The sequence below is a fragment of the Paraburkholderia phenazinium genome (assembly GCF_900142845.1).
GTDB lineage: Bacteria > Pseudomonadota > Gammaproteobacteria > Burkholderiales > Burkholderiaceae > Paraburkholderia > Paraburkholderia phenazinium_A.
This window is the reverse complement of record NZ_FSRU01000001.1, coordinates 2,921,444-2,936,660: the sequence shown is the minus strand read 5'-3', so window position 1 is coordinate 2,936,660 and position 15,217 is coordinate 2,921,444. Positions and strand designations below refer to the sequence as shown.

General features: G+C 59.9%; 14 protein-coding genes. 7 read left to right on the top strand and 7 right to left on the bottom strand.

Going from position 1 to position 15,217, the window contains the following annotated elements; translation table 11 throughout:
* Nucleotides 1-121: 121 nt before the first annotated feature.
* From BUS12_RS12805 to BUS12_RS12775, 7 genes are all read left to right on the top strand, one after another.
* Complete coding sequence (locus BUS12_RS12805) at nucleotides 122-1,237, top strand: branched-chain amino acid ABC transporter substrate-binding protein (RefSeq protein WP_074296040.1); 1,116 nt, start codon at nucleotides 122-124, stop codon at nucleotides 1,235-1,237.
* Between the two features lie 86 nt (nucleotides 1,238-1,323).
* Nucleotides 1,324-2,247, top strand: coding sequence for an ABC transporter permease subunit (locus BUS12_RS12800; protein WP_074296039.1), 924 nt, complete (start codon nucleotides 1,324-1,326; stop codon nucleotides 2,245-2,247).
* Nucleotides 2,247-3,533 carry a high-affinity branched-chain amino acid ABC transporter permease LivM gene (gene livM, locus BUS12_RS12795; protein ID WP_074296038.1) on the top strand — a complete coding sequence of 429 codons (1,287 nt, stop codon included), beginning with the start codon at nucleotides 2,247-2,249 and terminating at the stop codon, nucleotides 3,531-3,533. Before BUS12_RS12800 ends, livM begins: the two co-directional genes overlap by 1 nt.
* Nucleotides 3,530-4,381, top strand: coding sequence for an ABC transporter ATP-binding protein (locus BUS12_RS12790; protein WP_074296037.1), 852 nt, complete (start codon nucleotides 3,530-3,532; stop codon nucleotides 4,379-4,381). The genes livM and BUS12_RS12790 overlap by 4 nt, the downstream gene beginning before the upstream one ends.
* Entirely contained in the window at nucleotides 4,374-5,102 is a 729-nt protein-coding gene (locus BUS12_RS12785; protein ID WP_074296036.1) for an ABC transporter ATP-binding protein, read from the top strand. The genes BUS12_RS12790 and BUS12_RS12785 overlap by 8 nt, the downstream gene beginning before the upstream one ends.
* A 346-nt stretch (nucleotides 5,103-5,448) precedes the next feature.
* Nucleotides 5,449-6,258 (top strand): NAD(P)H-dependent oxidoreductase, encoded by an 810-nt coding sequence (locus BUS12_RS12780; RefSeq protein ID WP_074296035.1) that lies wholly within the window; start codon nucleotides 5,449-5,451, stop codon nucleotides 6,256-6,258.
* An 85-nt stretch (nucleotides 6,259-6,343) separates the two neighbouring features.
* Nucleotides 6,344-6,817 (top strand): VOC family protein, encoded by a 474-nt coding sequence (locus BUS12_RS12775; protein WP_074297439.1) that lies wholly within the window; start codon nucleotides 6,344-6,346, stop codon nucleotides 6,815-6,817.
* Between the two features lie 135 nt (nucleotides 6,818-6,952).
* Here the strand turns inward: BUS12_RS12775 and BUS12_RS12770 are convergent, their stop codons facing one another.
* The 7 genes from BUS12_RS12770 to BUS12_RS12740 all read right to left on the bottom strand — a co-directional run bounded on the left by BUS12_RS12770 (nucleotide 6,953) and on the right by BUS12_RS12740 (nucleotide 14,947).
* The gene (locus BUS12_RS12770; protein ID WP_074296034.1) at nucleotides 6,953-8,431 is read right to left on the bottom strand and encodes an aldehyde dehydrogenase; all 1,479 of its coding nucleotides are present in this window, start codon (nucleotides 8,429-8,431) and stop codon (nucleotides 6,953-6,955) included.
* 26 nt (nucleotides 8,432-8,457) lie between these two features.
* Nucleotides 8,458-9,285: an HpcH/HpaI aldolase/citrate lyase family protein gene (locus BUS12_RS12765; protein ID WP_074296033.1), complete on the bottom strand. Its 828-nt coding sequence runs from the start codon at nucleotides 9,283-9,285 to the stop codon at nucleotides 8,458-8,460.
* Nucleotides 9,278-10,654: an MmgE/PrpD family protein gene (locus BUS12_RS12760; RefSeq protein ID WP_074296032.1), complete on the bottom strand. Its 1,377-nt coding sequence runs from the start codon at nucleotides 10,652-10,654 to the stop codon at nucleotides 9,278-9,280. Before BUS12_RS12760 ends, BUS12_RS12765 begins: the two co-directional genes overlap by 8 nt.
* Before the next feature lie 24 nt (nucleotides 10,655-10,678).
* Nucleotides 10,679-11,857 carry a CaiB/BaiF CoA transferase family protein gene (locus BUS12_RS12755; protein ID WP_074296031.1) on the bottom strand — a complete coding sequence of 393 codons (1,179 nt, stop codon included), beginning with the start codon at nucleotides 11,855-11,857 and terminating at the stop codon, nucleotides 10,679-10,681.
* Nucleotides 11,858-11,867: 10 nt separating this feature from the next.
* Nucleotides 11,868-13,028, bottom strand: coding sequence for an acyl-CoA dehydrogenase family protein (locus BUS12_RS12750; RefSeq protein WP_074296030.1), 1,161 nt, complete (start codon nucleotides 13,026-13,028; stop codon nucleotides 11,868-11,870).
* Between the two features lie 6 nt (nucleotides 13,029-13,034).
* Entirely contained in the window at nucleotides 13,035-13,922 is an 888-nt protein-coding gene (locus tag BUS12_RS12745) for an HTD2 family dehydratase (protein WP_074296029.1), read from the bottom strand.
* A gap of 104 nt (nucleotides 13,923-14,026) precedes the next feature.
* The gene (locus tag BUS12_RS12740) at nucleotides 14,027-14,947 is read right to left on the bottom strand and encodes a LysR substrate-binding domain-containing protein (RefSeq protein WP_074296028.1); all 921 of its coding nucleotides are present in this window, start codon (nucleotides 14,945-14,947) and stop codon (nucleotides 14,027-14,029) included.
* Nucleotides 14,948-15,217: the final 270 nt, after the last annotated feature.

Below are 15,217 nucleotides of genomic sequence, written 5' to 3'. Positions count from 1 at the left end.
GCGCCGTTTTTGGTGTCGGCAACCTTCGATCTATCTCGCGGCAGTGACAGCGAGGTAATACCCGGGAACGATAGCTGAGACCTGTTCGTTCCCGCATCGAAGCCTGCTCTTGGAGATGGTTATGAACGGCCGGAAAAGATTGGTTGGAATGGGCGCGGTACTGAGCATGGGCGGCTTGGCGTTGGCATGCTCGGCCGCTGCGGATGCAAGTGTTCTGGTGGGCGTGGCTGGCCCAATGACGGGGGAGTACGCCTCGGGCGGTGATCAGTTTCGCAAGGGCGCAGAACAGGCGGTGAAGGACATCAACGCGTCGGGTGGTGTGCTCGGGCAGTCACTCAACCTGGTCGTTGGCGACGACGTGTGCGATCCAAAGCAGGCCGTTTCGGTTGCCAACAGTTTCGTCAATCAGAAGGTGGCGTTCGTCGACGGTCACTGGTGTTCCAGTTCCACGTTGCCGGCGTCAGACGTCTATAACGACGCGCAGATCCCGCAGGTCACCGTGTCCACCAACCCGAAAATCACGGAACGCGGCATCAAGGGCATCTTTCGCATTACCGGTAGGGACGATCAGCAAGGACAGGTTGCCGCCGACTATATCGCTGCGCATTTCAAGGGCAAGAAAATCGCAATCATCGACGATAAGACCGCATATGGCGGCGGTCTCGCCGACGAGGTCGCCAAGGATCTCGCAGCCAGGCAGACGCCCGTGGTGCTGCGTGAGTCGATCACAGCCGGTGAAAAGGACTATTCAGGCCTGGTCAGCAAACTGAAGGCGAACGGCGTTCAGATCCTTGCGTACGGCGGGTACTACCAGGAAGTCGCGCTGATTCTGCGGCAAGCGGCGCAGGCAGGGCTGAATCTTACCGTGCTGGGCGGCGACACGCTCACGAACAATGAACTGGTCACTGCGGCGGGACCGGAAATCAACAAGGTACTGTTCACCTTCCCGCCCGACCCGCGCAAGAGTGAGGCAGCCGCAAAGGTCGTGGCGACCTTCCGCGCGCAGAAGATCGAGCCGGAAGGCTACATGCTGTACTCGTATGCCGCGATGCAGGTTTTCGCAGAGGCAGCGAGGAAGGCCAATTCCACAGACTATGCGGCGATCGTGAAGCAGCTCCACAACGCCTCCTTCAATACGGTAGTCGGCCAGGTGGACTTCGATGCGAAAGGCGATCTCAAGAGCCCTGGCTATGTGGTCTACCGTTGGAACGGCAACAACTATGACTATGTGAAGTGACCGGTCCTTTCCAGTCTTTGTAATACGGAATGAGGCGGTGCGTCTGTCCACTGCACCGCCTCTGAAGCAGATTCACCGGAGAGGACATGAGCCAGGCACTGCAACAACTGATTAATGGGCTGACATTGGGCGCCGTCTACGGCCTGATCGCGATCGGCTATACGATGGTCTACGGCATTATCGGCATGATCAACTTCGCTCACGGCGATATCTATATGGTCAGTGCATTCATCGCCGTGACCTGCTTCACGCTTATCGCGAGCGGTGGGATCTCGTCTGTGGTGGTGAGTATTGCCATTACCTTGATCGTCTCGATTGCACTGACGTCCGTATTCGGCTGGACCGTCGAACGCGTCGGCTACCGGCCGCTTCGAGGCTCCAATCGTCTCGCGCCGCTGATTTCGTCGATCGGGATTTCCATCTTTTTACAGAACATGGTTCAGCTTACCCAGGGCGCGCGGGTCAAGTCGATCCCGCCGCTTGTCATGGGCGGCGTGAATCTTTTCTCCAGTGAGGGACTTCACGGACCGGGGCCGTACGTCTCGTACGTGCAGATGCTCATTGTCATTGTGACCGTCGTGCTGATGTCCGCGTTCACGTTGTTTATCAACAGGACGCCTTTCGGCAGGCAGCAGCGAGCCTGCGAGCAAGATCAGCGGATGATGCAGTTCCTCGGCTATAACGTCGACAGGATTATCGCCCTGACCTTCATGATCGGCGCTGCGCTGGCTGCCGTCGCCGGCGTCATGGTGACAATCTACTACGGCGTGATCGACTTCTCAATTGGCTTTCAGGCCGGCATCAAGGCCTTTACCGCAGCGGTTCTGGGCGGAATCGGCTCAATCCCCGGCGCGATGCTCGGCGGCCTGATCATCGGCTTGATCGAAGCCTTCTGGGCGGCTTACCTGTCTCCCGAATACAAGGATGTGGCCACGTTCGTCATCCTGATCATTGTTCTGATGTTCCGTCCTTCCGGCCTGCTTGGCCGGCCAGAGGTGGAGAAAGTCTGATGAGCCCGACAACCATGCAAAGAATGGATATTCAGTTTCGCCTCAGGGATGCGCTTGGCGCCGCGCTGGTTGCCGCTCTCGTGGGTTTGCCGATGCTGGGACTGACCACGCGAGACGGAGCAAACGGCCTACAGGTCGAAACACGATGGGGGCTTCTGGCAGCCTTCATTGTGGTCGCCTTTGCCGGACGTTTGATATTGCAGTGGATGCTGCAACGGTTCAGTTTTTTTTCAAAGCGAAGCGTGCGCGCGAGGCCCGCGTCTGAAACCGCACGGAACGACTCGCTGGTTTGGATCGGAGCGGCATGCGTGGCGTTCGCCGTGCTGTTGCCCGCACTATTTGCAGGAAACCGCTATGTCGTCGATACGGCTACGACGGTCCTCATATACGTGATGCTGGGTTGGGGCCTGAATGTCGTCGTCGGTCTGGCAGGCCTGCTCGATCTTGGCTATGTCGCCTTCTACGCGGTAGGGGCGTACACCTACGGTCTGCTCTCGACGCATTTTGGCTTGGGTTTCTGGGAGTCGCTCCCGATTGCTGGCGGTCTTGCCGCGGCATTCGGCATGCTGCTTGGCTATCCGACGCTCAGACTCAGAGGCGACTATCTGGCGATCGTTACGCTCGGGTTCGGAGAGATTATCCGGCTGCTGCTGGTGAACTGGGGTGGCCTGACGGGCGGGCCGAACGGCATTTCGTCGATTCCCAAGCCAACGTTTTTTGGGCTTCCGATGCAGACGTCCAGCGACGGCCCGACGTTTGCAACTGTGTTCGGCCTCGATTACTCGCCTGCCCAGAGGATCGTCTTTCTGTACTACCTGATCCTGGCACTCGCGTTGCTGACCAACCTCCTTGTCTCCAGGCTGAGACGCTTGCCTGTGGGGCGCGCGTGGGAGGCGGTGCGCGAAGACGAGATTGCCTGCAAAGCAATGGGCATCAATGTGACGAACGTGAAGCTGTCGGCTTTCGCGACCGGTGCCATGCTGGCCGGATTCGCCGGCGTGTTCTTCGCGGCACGGCAGGGCTTCATCTCTCCAGAGAGTTTCACATTTTCGGAGTCGGCGACGATTCTTGCGATCGTCGTGCTGGGTGGCATGGGCAGTCAGTTGGGCGTTGTGCTCGCGGCAGCCTTGCTCGTGATCTTGCCTGAACTGGGACGTGATTTTGCAGAGTACAGAATGCTGCTCTTCGGTATTGCGATGGTTTTTATCATGATCGTGCGCCCCGGCGGGCTGATCAGCCATCGACGTGCGACGGTCAGCGCTCCGGGCGTGGAGGCGAATCCATGAACGGTTCCAGTTCGTTGCTCAGCGTTGAGAACCTGACCATGCAGTTTGGCGGACTTCATGCAATCGAAGACCTGTCCATGACGGCGCGTGCCGGCGAGGTGACAGCCGTGATCGGGCCGAACGGGGCCGGAAAGACGACCTTCTTTAACTGCCTGACCGGTTTTTATAAACCCACGAAAGGCTCCGTCAAACTGCGACATCCACAGCGCGGCGAACTTCGACTCGACGCGATGAGGAACGTGGATGTCGCGCGGGTCGGTCAGGTGGTGAGGACGTTTCAGAACATACGGCTGTTTCCGCGTATGACCGTGCTCGAAAATCTGATGATTGCCCAGCACAATGTCCTGCAGCAGGCGTCGAGGTTTTCGATTGCCGGCGCGCTGAATTCGAAGTCGTTTCGGCATGCCAACGACAAGGCGATAGAACAGGCCTTGACGTGGCTAGAGCGCCTGAGCGTTCGCGATATCGCCAACAAACCTGCGGGCGACATGCCGTATGGCGTACAGCGTCGTGTCGAGATCGCGCGTGCGATGTGCGCTGAACCGATCCTGCTTTGCCTCGATGAACCGGCCGCCGGCCTCAATCCGCGTGAGTCGGCGGAACTCACGGCGCTGTTGACCTCCCTCTCCAGGGAGCAGGGGATTGGCATTCTGCTGATTGAGCACGATATGAGCGTCGTCATGAAGGTTTCAGATCATATTGTCGTGCTCAATCACGGGAAGAAGATTGCAGAGGGGCTGCCTGCCGAGATCAAGGCAAATCCCGAGGTTATCGGCGCATACCTCGGAGAGGACGACGAGACGTCTTCACACGATGACGCATCGCAGGAGAAAACCGCTCATGCTTAAGATTACCGAACTCAGTGCCCACTATGGCAGCGTCCAGGCACTACGCGGAGTCAGCCTAGGTGTGAACACGGGGGAGATTGTCACGTTGATCGGCGCAAACGGCGCAGGCAAATCCACACTGATGAATACTATTTTCGGCTATCCCCGCGCTAGCGGCGGCAGGGTCGAATTCGACGGACGGAATATTACGACCCTGCCGTCACATGCGATCGGCAAGCTCGATATTGCAGTCGTGCCGGAAGGGCGCCGCATCTTTCAGCGGATGACGGTGCTTGAGAACCTCCTCATGGGCGATACGTCGGCCAATCGCCGGACTGCGGGTGACCTCGAACGGATCTACGAGATGTTCCCGATCCTGCGGAGCCGAGTCTCGCAGCGTGCCGGCACACTGTCAGGAGGCGAGCAGCAGATGCTCGCGATAGGACGCGCCTTGATGTCGCAACCGAGACTGCTGCTGCTCGACGAGCCGTCGCTCGGACTGGCGCCGCTTTTCATCAAGAAGATTTTCTCGGTCATCAAGGAGTTGAACGAGCAGCTCGGCATGACGATTCTGCTTGTGGAACAGAACGCCCATCATGCGTTGCGCGTGGCGCATCGAGGGTATGTGCTCCAGCATGGGCAGATTGCGCTTGAAGGGAGCGGCGCAGACCTGCTGGCCAACCCAGCGGTTCGGACAGCGTATCTGGAGGGCGACACTGCTCAACTGGATGCGGTGGCCTGATCCGCTGACCCGGGGTGATCCGGCGCATGGCTCGCTCATCTGCACCGATCCGGCCGGCGATGCGCGGGAATTTTGGCAATTCTCCGCACCACGCAGGGTGGGTCGAAGATCGGGAACGGCATGCTGGAAAGGGATTTTTGACCCTGCAAGTGACGAAGGCGATCAAATACTGTGCAAAATTCCGCAAAAATTAGCCGAGCCCCTTCAAGACCGGGCTTGGGTAAACATCCAGAATGCTACAGACCTGACCGGTCACCGTGACGGGATTGCACCCGGCGGTGATCCGAATCCGAGCGTACGCCAACGGCCAGCCCGCTCAACGAACCGGTTTTTATGGAGTTGTCGCATGAAAGTGCTTATCGTTTTCGCCCACCCCGAACCTAAGTCGTTCAACGGTGCGCTCAAAGACACGGCTGTCTCTACCCTGATAGAGCAGGGGCACGAGGTTCAGGTAACGGACCTGTACCAGATGAAGTGGCGGCCCGAGCTCGGCGCGGAAGACTTTGTAGGCGAACGTCTCAACCCTGAATTCCTCGATCTTTCGGCGGAACAGGAGCACATGTTCGGGACGTCCACGAAACCGACGCCGGATGTCTATGCCGAGCAGCAGAAGGTGCTGTGGTCCGATCTGATCATCTTCCAGTATCCGATGTGGTGGTTCGGGATGCCCGCCATCCTGAAGGGCTGGGTGGATCGCATCATGACGCGTGGGTTCGCCTATGCCACCGGCCGTAAATACGAGACCGGCATGTTCAAGGGCCGCAAGGCGATGGTGTCGACCACGACGGGAACGGCGGCGAGCCTCTACGAACCGGATGGCGTGGACGGCGATATCAACCACATTCTCTGGCCGATCCACAACGGGATTTTCAATTACCTCGGCTTCGATGTGCTGCCGCCGCACGTGTCGTGGATGCCCGGGCGCGTGAGCGTCGAGGAGCGGCAGGCGTACCTGGACGCTTACGCGGCGCGGTTGCGCGCGCTTGAGAGCACAGAGCCTCTGTTCTTCCATCCGTTTGCGGACTTTGGTCCGGACCAGCGCCTGAAGCCGGGAGTCGTGGCGCGTTCCGGCTTCCAATGGAACCCAGGCATCGGCCAGTCGCATGATGATGCGGCACAGACGTATACGCCGAAGAAGATTGCCAAGGCGGGTTGATCCTGCCGTTTCTTCAAAGCGGGCCGCGGTAGCCTCGAAAGGTTCTGCAGTCCAGCGTCAACACCGACCAGGGATGAAGCTCACGATGGACAAGCTGCCGATTTTTCAGAAACTGCACCACATCTGCATCGTGGTCCGCGATATCGAAAACGCTGTGAAGTATTACGAGTCGATTGGGGTCGGTCCGTGGACTGACTTTCCACCGTTGGACGCGTACCAACTGGACGGCTATGATCGTCCGGCCTTTCTCAAAATGCGCTACAAGTTTGCGAATATCGACAACGCCCAGTTGCAGCTTTGCCAGCCGGGAGACGGCGATACGCCGCAACGACGGTTTCTGGAAACGCGAGGCGAAGGTGTCTTTCATCTCGGCTTCTCTGTCGAGAGTTGCGACAAGGCCGAGGAACTCGCTGCGCGCGCCGGAGTGGATGTGCTCGCCCGCGGGCGTCTCGATGATCGAAGTGGCTTCACGTACTTCAAGACCGTCGACGAAGGGGCTGGGATCACGCTGGAGGTCCGGGCGCCGAGTACCCGGGCCGCTCAAGGTATCAAGTCCTGACAGTCCAGGCGCTTGCAAAGCGTTTCGTGGAATGATTCGAGGCGTTGCGCAAGGCAACGCGTGATCCATTCGCTATCCTGATTACCAGAATGGATTGCCAGGTTACCCCGCAGTGTTTCGCGGGGCATTTCCTTGTTACCTCATGACGAACGGATTCGCCGTCTTGACGCCGGTATTGATCCAGATGCTCTTCGTTTGCAGATACTCGCGGATCGCGTCGATGCCGTTCTCGCGGCCCAGTCCGGAATCCTTGTAGCCGCCGAACGGCGACATGTAGCTCACCGCGCGATAGCTGTTCACCCACACCATGCCGGCCTGCAGCCTTTCGGCGACACGAAGGGAGCGGCCCATATCCTTCGTCCAGACGCCTGAGCCTAGGCCGAAACGCACGTCATTGGCCAGTGCCACCGCGTCGTCCTCGTCCTTGAACCTGATGATCGAGAGGATAGGACCAAAGACCTCTTCCTGCGCGATTCGCATCTTGTTGTTCACGTCGCCGAAGATCGTGGGTTCGACGAACCAGCCGTTGCCGCATTCGGGGCCGCTGCCAGGCTTCCCGCCGAGCAGCAAGGTCGCGCCTTCCTGGGTTGCGGTTTCGATGTAGGAGAGGACCTTCTGATACTGCGGGCGCGTGGTGACCGGCCCGACCTGCGTGTCCATACTCGACGGATTACCCATTTCCGCGGTCCGTGCCAGCGTCAGAAGTTTGTCGACGAAGGTGTCGTAGATACTTTCTTGCAGCAACAACCGCGATCCGGCAATGCAGGTTTGCCCGGTCGCAGCAAAGATGCCGGAAACCGCGCCATTCACCGCATCTTCCAGATCTGCATCTTCGAACACGATATTGGGCGACTTGCCGCCCAGTTCGAGACTCACGTGTTTGAACTGACGGGCTGCTGCCTCGTTGATGGCCCGGCCGGTGGAGTCCGCACCGGTGAAGGTGATCTTCTTGACCAGAGGATGCTCTACCAGAGGGGAGCCGACGTCCGCCCCGAATCCGGTTACGACGTTCACGACGCCCGGCGGAAAGCCGGCCTCGGTGAAGAGCTTGGCGAACTCGATCGTGGACGCAGAAGTGAACTCGGATGGCTTGATCACGACCGTGCAGCCCGCGGCCAACGCGGGCGCAATTTTCCATGTGGCGAGCAACAGGGGCGAATTCCACGGCGTAATGGCGGCGACGACACCCAGCGGCTCGTTGCGGGTGTAGTTGAAGTAGCCTTTCTTGTCGAGCGGGATGACCGCGCCCTGAATCTTGTCCGCGAGGCCGCCAAAGTAGTAGTACCACTGCGGCAGGTACTGGCACTGGCCCAGCATTTCCGCCATGAGCTTGCCGTTGTCACGAACTTCGAGTTCGGCAAGCCGCCTGGCGTCTCGTGCGATCAGGTCGCCTACCCGATGAAGCAGCAGACCGCGCTGGCTCGGCGACATCTGCGACCATGGTCCTGTACTGAAGGCGGCATGCGCCGACTGCACAGCCCGATCGACGTCTGTCGCGTTGCCTTTGGCAATCTGCGCCCACGTTTCGCCGGTGAAGGGATTCTCCGTGTCGAACCATTCGCCCGAAGCCGGCGCGCAGGATTCGCCGTTGATATACATCTCAAACCGTTGCATGACTTTCGTCTCCTCTTGAGGTTGAATCAAACGCCCAGGCGTCGACGGCGCTGAGACTCCGCGAGGATTTCCTGGGCCTTCAAAATGACCGGCCGGTCGACCATACGGCCGTCCACCGCGACGGCCGCTCCATGAGATGCAGCGGCGCCGTCTACAACCCGCTGTGCCCATTCGACGTCCTTCTCGCCGGGAATGAACGCAGCGTTGACTGCCGCCACCTGCTTCGGATGAATGCAAAGCTTGGCGCCGAAACCGAGCCGCTTTGCACGGAGGGTGTCGCGTGTGATCTGCTCGGGATCGTCCAGCGTGGTACTGACACCATCTACCGGCGAAAGCAGGTTGCCAATGCGAGAAGCGAAGACGATCTGCGAGCGAAAGTACAGGAGCTGCTCATCGTCTCCGTCGATGCCGAGGTCAAGCTGGAAATCCACATTGCCGAAGACGAGCCGCGTGGTCAGCCGGTGCTGGGCGATCGCGACCACATTCCGAAAACCCTGCGCGGTCTCGATCATCGGCAGGATATCGGTCGGCTTGCCGGCGAACTCGCACAGGAAAATATCGTCGATGCGTTCGGTCTTGGGCAGCATGACAGCGGCCACGGAGGGCGCACGGCATACGGCGATGTCATCGCGAAACCATTCGCTGTTCACGTCGTTCACCCGCACCGCGACCGGCGTGCTGTTGGTGGACAGCCACTCGGCCAGAGCGGCTCGCGCAATCCTCTTTTCGGCGGCAGGGACGGCGTCTTCCAGATCGATAACGACAACGTCGACGCCCGACGCCGCAGCCTTGGCAAACCGGTCAGGCCGGTTTCCGGGAACGAAGAGATAGGACCGGGGTGCCAGGTTAGCCATGATGAGTCTCCAGTTTCGAGTCGGGGAGCAGTTTGGGGACGACGAGCGCATCGCCAATCGCCCATATGGACGCAATGGCGTGCTTGAGTTCGTCTTCGGTGGCCGCATTGCCGTACAAGCCAAGCGTGAGCGCTTTATGCTCGAGTTCGGCGCGCGTGAGGGTGTTGCCGGGATCTCCCTTGGGATCATCCACGCGACCAGCGAAAGTGCGACCATCTTTGGTCTGCACGGTGACCTTGCCGATCCAGCGCGACGGATAGGCTGTATCGACCTCACGGTCGAGCACCATCGAAACTTTCTTGCAGAAGTGCGAGATCCGGCTTTCCCTGTAGTGGGCGTCGAACTCCCGGACGCCGGCGTGGCCAAACTCGGCAGCGATGGCGAGCACAGTGCCCATGGAGAACTTCGCCTGATGCACTGTCTGCGGATCGGTTACCGGTCCGAGGACATCGATGGCAGCCTGGTGAACATGTGTCACCACCGTCTCGATGTCGTCCGGTACGATCCGCTCCCGCCTGATGACCTGCAACAGGGCATCGGTCGCCGGATGGGTATGCCGGCATGAGGCGTGAAATTTGAAGGACGTCTCGCTCAGCGCCCAGCGCGTGCCGAGTGCGTCAACGAGTTTCTCCGGATGCGTTTGCGTGGACATGCCGGCGCCCATGCCTTTGCCGCCTTCGAAGATGTCTTTCGCGCCAGTGAAACCGTCGGCCGCCAGGTAGGCCGCGAGGAGACCGTTCGCTGCCGCCTTGGCCGTATGCAGTTGTTTGGAGTCCGCAGCGTCTTTCAGGAATTCCCAGAGCCCGGCTGCCTGGGTGCCGGCGGAGCCGAACGCATTCACCATCTGTTCGCCGCTCAGCCGCAAAAGCTTGCCGACCGCCGCCGCGGCCGCGATCGTACCGACGGTCCCGGTGGTATGAAAAATCTTGTAGTGCGATCGACCGAGGAATTCGCCGACGCGGATGCCCACTTCGTAGCCCGCGACGGATGCGGCAATGAACTCCTTGCCGCTTCTGCCGAGTGCTTGAGCGGCAGCCCACGCTGCCGGGAAAACGACGGTTGCCGGGTGGAGAACTGAACTGTTGTGGAGGTCGTCCTGCTCGGCGAAGTGCGACGCCGCACCATTGATCATTGCCGCGAAGAGCGGGCTGGTGGTTCGGCGGGAGATCAGCACTTCGCAGGGGCCGTAATGCGGGCCGAAGTCCTGTGCGAGTTTCCGGATCGTCTCGACGGGGCGTGCACCGCGGCCAGCCAATGCGGATCCGAACCAGTCGAGGAAGAGGTCTTCCGTGCGTGCCACGACGTCCTTGGGGATCTGCTCAAACTCGAGATTGGCCGCAAACGAAGCCAGAATCTGTGCGTTGCTCATAACAGGCTTACCTTGACTGAGGGATTATACGACGGCCCCGTCGCGAAGTTCGCGGACGGCATCGGTTGAAAAACCCAATTCGCTCAAAAGGGCTTCGGTGTGCTGGCCCAGTGCGGGGACGGGGTCGAGCCGGACATCGGATGCCGTATCGATGCCAGGCGGCAGCAAGGCGGGAATGGAGCCGGCGGGCGAGTCGATGTTCACCCAGCGATTGCGTTCTTTAAGCTGTGGATGCGCCCACACGTCGGACATATCGTTCATTCGCGCGTTGGCAATCTGCGCGTGATCGAGCCGGCTGATGACTTCTTCCGAGGTCAGTTCGCCGAACACGGCGACGATGATGTCGCGCAACGCCTCGCGCGCCGCCACCCGCTTCGAATTGGAGCTGAAGCGGGGATCGGTAGCCAGCTCGGGTGCGAGCAGAACCTTTGCGCAGAAGACGCCCCACTCACGCTCGTTCTGCAACCCCAGCATGACGGTCTTTGTGTCCCCGGCAGGGAAAGGGCCATAGGGGTAGATGGTCGCGTGAGCGGCTCCGGCGCGAGGCGGCGGCGATGCGCCATCGAACGCGTAGTAAAGGGGATACGTCATCCACTCCACCATGCTCTCGAGCATCGAGACGTCGATTTCTCTTCCCAAACCTGTCTTCGAACGTTGCAGAAGCGCGGCGAGAATGTTGGTGTACGCGTACATCCCTGCTGCGATATCGGCGATGGAACACCCGGCCTTCGCGGGCGAGTCCGGGCCTCCGGTAATTGAAAGAAAACCGGACTCGCTCTGGATCAGCAAATCGTAGGCTTTCTTGTCGCGATACGGGCCATCGGATCCGTAGCCCGAGATGTTGCAGACAATCAGGCGGGGATACTTCTCACGCAACGCTTCATACGACAGCCCCAGTCGCGCCGCGGCGCCGGGTGCCAGGTTCTGCACCAGCACGTCGGTATCGTCGAGCAGGCGCTCGAAGATGCCCTGCGCCTGCGGGGCCTTGACGTCCAGCGTGAGGCTTTCCTTCGAGCGGTTGCACCATACAAAGTGCGAGGCCATGCCGTGTACGCGCTCGTCGTAGGCGCGCGCGAAGTCGCCTGTGCCCGGACGCTCGATCTTGATCACGCGTGCGCCGAGATCGGCAAGTTGGCGGGTGCAAAACGGTGCTGCAATCGCGTGTTCGAGGGTGATGACCTTCACGCCGTCCAGCGGTTTCATGTGCAGCCCCTTAGAAGGAACGCGGTAGCCCGAGCAGATGCTCGGCTACATACGAAAGAATGAGATTGGTCGAGATCGGCGCCACCTGATAGAGCCGTGTCTCGCGGAATTTGCGTTCAACGTCGTATTCGTTCGCAAAGCCGAAGCCGCCGTGGAACTGCAGGCACGCGTTGGCCGCTTCCCAGGAGGCGTCGGCGGCCAGCAGCTTGGCCATGTTGGCTTGCGCGCCGGCGGGTTGTCTGGCGTCGAACAGCTCGCAGGCCTTATAGCGCATCAGGCTGGCCGCTTCGACGTTGACGTGGGCGCGTGCGATCGGAAACTGCACGCCCTGGTTCTGTCCGATCGGGCGGCCGAAGACGACGCGTTCCTTGACGTACTTGCAAACCTTGTCGAGAAACCAGTAACCGTCGCCGATACACTCGGCGGCAATCAGCGTCCGCTCGGCATTCAAGCCATCAAGGATGTACTTGAAGCCTTTGCCTTCTTCACCAATCAGGTTTTCCGCGGGAATCTCGAGGTTGTCGAAAAAGAGCTCGTTAGTCTCGTGATTCACCATGTTTGGGATCGGGCGAACCGTCATGCCTTGTTTGACCGCCTGATGCAGGTCGACCAGGAAGATCGACATGCCTTCAGATTTCTTGGCCACCTGAGCGATCGGCGTGGTCCGCGCCAGCAGGATCATCAGATCGGAGTGTTGAATCCGCGAGATCCAGACTTTCTGACCATTGACGATATACCGGTCACCCTTGCGAACGGCCGTTGTCTTCAGACTGGTGGTATCGGTGCCGGTGGTCGGCTCGGTCACGCCCATCGATTGAAGCCGCAATTTTCCGCTCGCGATCTCCGGCAGATATCGCGCCTTTTGCTCGGCGGAGCCGTGTCTGAGCAGCGTTCCCATGTTGTACATCTGTCCATGACACGCGCCGGAATTGCCGCCGCTGCGGTTGATCTCTTCCATGATCACCGACGCTTCAGTCAACCCGAGTCCGGAGCCGCCATATTCCTGCGGAATCAGGGCGGCCAGCCAACCGGCGTCGGTCAGGGCTTGCACAAAGGTCTCGGGATAGGCGCGCTCCTCGTCGACCTTGCGGAAATACTCGGCAGGGAAGTTGGAACACAGATCGCGAACCGCTTCGCGAATGTCCTGATAGGGGTCAACGTTAGCCAACACTTGTCTCTACTCCTTCGGTTTCATTGTTGGAAAGCACGCGCGCGCCGTTAGCGTTGCCGCTGCCTCGACGCACAACACGCCTTCCGGATTGGCCGCCCAAAGCTTCACCTCGTTCGATCCGGCTGCGCGCGCGGCGTATAGATGAAAGGGGGCATCGTCAAAGAGCGGGTTGACCGCCTTGAACGAGAACGAAGCGATCGACTCGCCCGGAAGGCTGCGTCGGACGAGATCGACCAGCAAGGTCGCAGTCAGCGGTCCATGTACGACCAGCGCGGGATAGCCTTCCTGTTCCTGAGCGTAGGTCCGGTCGTAGTGAATACGATGCCCGTTGAAGGTATCGGCGGAGTAGCGAAACAGGAGGACCGGGTCCGGCACGATATCCCGCTTCCATGTGGACTCCACGGGTGCCGTCGGACCGTTCGCCGCGCTATACGCCGTCGTCGCGGACTCGCGATAAACAACGTCTTGCTCCTCGGAAAGCAGCGGACCTTCCGCGTCTTCCAGTTCATGACGCAGACGCACAAACACGAGTTTTCCGCTGCGTCCTTCCTTGGCGGCGACGTCGGCAATCTGCGAGGTTCGGGTGACCAGGCTGCCGACCACGAGCGGCCGCTCGAACCGGACCCGGCTGCCCGCCCACATACGGCGGGGCAAAGGCACGGGCGGTAGGAATCCGCCGCGTTTCGGATGCCCGTCCATGCCAACCTGCGGTTGCGAAACGATGTGAGGAAAGAGCGCCCAGTGCCAAAGGGGAGGCAACGGAGAGCCGGCACGCGGCACGTCCTCATAGTCCAGCGTGGCGGCGAGTTGTTGCGCAAGACGAGGGGAGACGAGTTCCTGTTCGGCCTGGGTGCGGCCGATCCACGTGCGCAGATAATTGAGTTCGGTAGTCATGAGGGCGTCGGGTAGCGTCGTTCACGCTAGATTGACGCACCGGCCTGCCGACTACAATTTGTGTGTGGAGAAGAGGGCTTTAAACGCAGACTAACTGCCACCGCTTACGCCGGCAGGGACTCGCAATCGCCCTTGCATTTCTGCGTGAGGAGGTCGACGAGCTCCCGCGCAAATGACGGTAGCAGATCGAGGCTGCGCACGCAGATCAGCAGGTTGCGCGTCGCCCAGGCATCCTCGATTTCGACCAGCCGGATCTTCATGGTTTTGACGTAGCGTATCGCTGACGAACGAGGCAGCACGCCTATCCCAACGTTAGCCTCGATCATTCGGCATAGCGCCTCGAAGTTGCCCACTTCAATTCGCACCTGAAGTTTCTTGTGCATATCGTGCGCGACGCGGTTCAGAAAGGTGTGAATCGCGCTCGCCTCGGGCATCCCGACGAAGTCGAACTCCGTTGCTTCCTCAAATGGAATGGACGTTTCCCCGGCCAACGGGTGTGATTCCGATACCGCCAGGATGAGCCGGTCAGAACGATACGGCATGACTTCCAGCGATTCGGGCCGGACATTGCCTGCCACGATGCCGACGTCCGCGGTGCCTTCACTCACCGCGCGCACCACGTCATGACTCAGCCGTTCGCGAAGCTCGACGTTCACGTCAGGGTGTTCGGCGAGGAAGTCACGCAGGTCGTTAGGAAGGAATTCCGTGGTGGCCGTGGTGTTCGCGAAGATCCGCACATGACCTTTGATCCCGCGTGCGTACTCCTGCATGTCGCCGCGCAACTGCTCGAGTTGCGACAGGACAACCCGGGCGTGGTGAAGGAATGCCTGGCCCGGTGGGGTGAGGGTAACCCCCTGGCTCGTCCGGTACAGCAGTTTCGCCCCCATGCTTTCTTCCAGATTCTTGATCCGGGTGCTTGCTGCGGGTACGGACATATGAAACCGCTCGGCGCCACGCGTCAAGCTATCTGTCTCGGCGATACAGGTGATGAGACGAAGATCAACGAGGTCGAAATGCATGGCCATGATACGTGCTCCGAATGAAGTGATGCCCCGTTGATCCAGTGTAGCAAATAGCAGAAATCCGCAAATCAGTATTTGCTCTATTTCCCGCTGTTTTTACTCGTGTCTCTGTGTTTAAGTGACATTGACGGTGGGTGGCGCCAACGCGATTTTCATAACTATGCAGAATTCCGCACGAATCAATGGAGCCTGATCAAGACCGCAAAGTTTTCGCGCCGGACAATCGGTTCACGGTAGCGTGCCGCGCTCAGCAGGGCGGCAGAGCAGCCCAAA

What these genes read in the sequence shown, in the direction of transcription:
- BUS12_RS12805 (WP_074296040.1), top strand. Translation starts at nt 122, where the DNA reads ATGAACGGCCGGAAAAGATTGGTTGGAATGGGCGCGGTACTGAGCATG.
- BUS12_RS12800 (WP_074296039.1), top strand. Translation starts at nt 1,324, where the DNA reads ATGAGCCAGGCACTGCAACAACTGATTAATGGGCTGACATTGGGCGCC.
- livM (WP_074296038.1), top strand. Translation starts at nt 2,247, where the DNA reads ATGAGCCCGACAACCATGCAAAGAATGGATATTCAGTTTCGCCTCAGG.
- BUS12_RS12790 (WP_074296037.1), top strand. Translation starts at nt 3,530, where the DNA reads ATGAACGGTTCCAGTTCGTTGCTCAGCGTTGAGAACCTGACCATGCAG.
- BUS12_RS12785 (WP_074296036.1), top strand. Translation starts at nt 4,374, where the DNA reads ATGCTTAAGATTACCGAACTCAGTGCCCACTATGGCAGCGTCCAGGCA.
- BUS12_RS12780 (WP_074296035.1), top strand. Translation starts at nt 5,449, where the DNA reads ATGAAAGTGCTTATCGTTTTCGCCCACCCCGAACCTAAGTCGTTCAAC.
- BUS12_RS12775 (WP_074297439.1), top strand. Translation starts at nt 6,344, where the DNA reads ATGGACAAGCTGCCGATTTTTCAGAAACTGCACCACATCTGCATCGTG.
- BUS12_RS12770 (WP_074296034.1), bottom strand. Translation starts at nt 8,431, where the DNA reads ATGCAACGGTTTGAGATGTATATCAACGGCGAATCCTGCGCGCCGGCT.
- BUS12_RS12765 (WP_074296033.1), bottom strand. Translation starts at nt 9,285, where the DNA reads ATGGCTAACCTGGCACCCCGGTCCTATCTCTTCGTTCCCGGAAACCGG.
- BUS12_RS12760 (WP_074296032.1), bottom strand. Translation starts at nt 10,654, where the DNA reads ATGAGCAACGCACAGATTCTGGCTTCGTTTGCGGCCAATCTCGAGTTT.
- BUS12_RS12755 (WP_074296031.1), bottom strand. Translation starts at nt 11,857, where the DNA reads ATGAAACCGCTGGACGGCGTGAAGGTCATCACCCTCGAACACGCGATT.
- BUS12_RS12745 (WP_074296029.1), bottom strand. Translation starts at nt 13,922, where the DNA reads ATGACTACCGAACTCAATTATCTGCGCACGTGGATCGGCCGCACCCAG.
- BUS12_RS12740 (WP_074296028.1), bottom strand. Translation starts at nt 14,947, where the DNA reads ATGGCCATGCATTTCGACCTCGTTGATCTTCGTCTCATCACCTGTATC.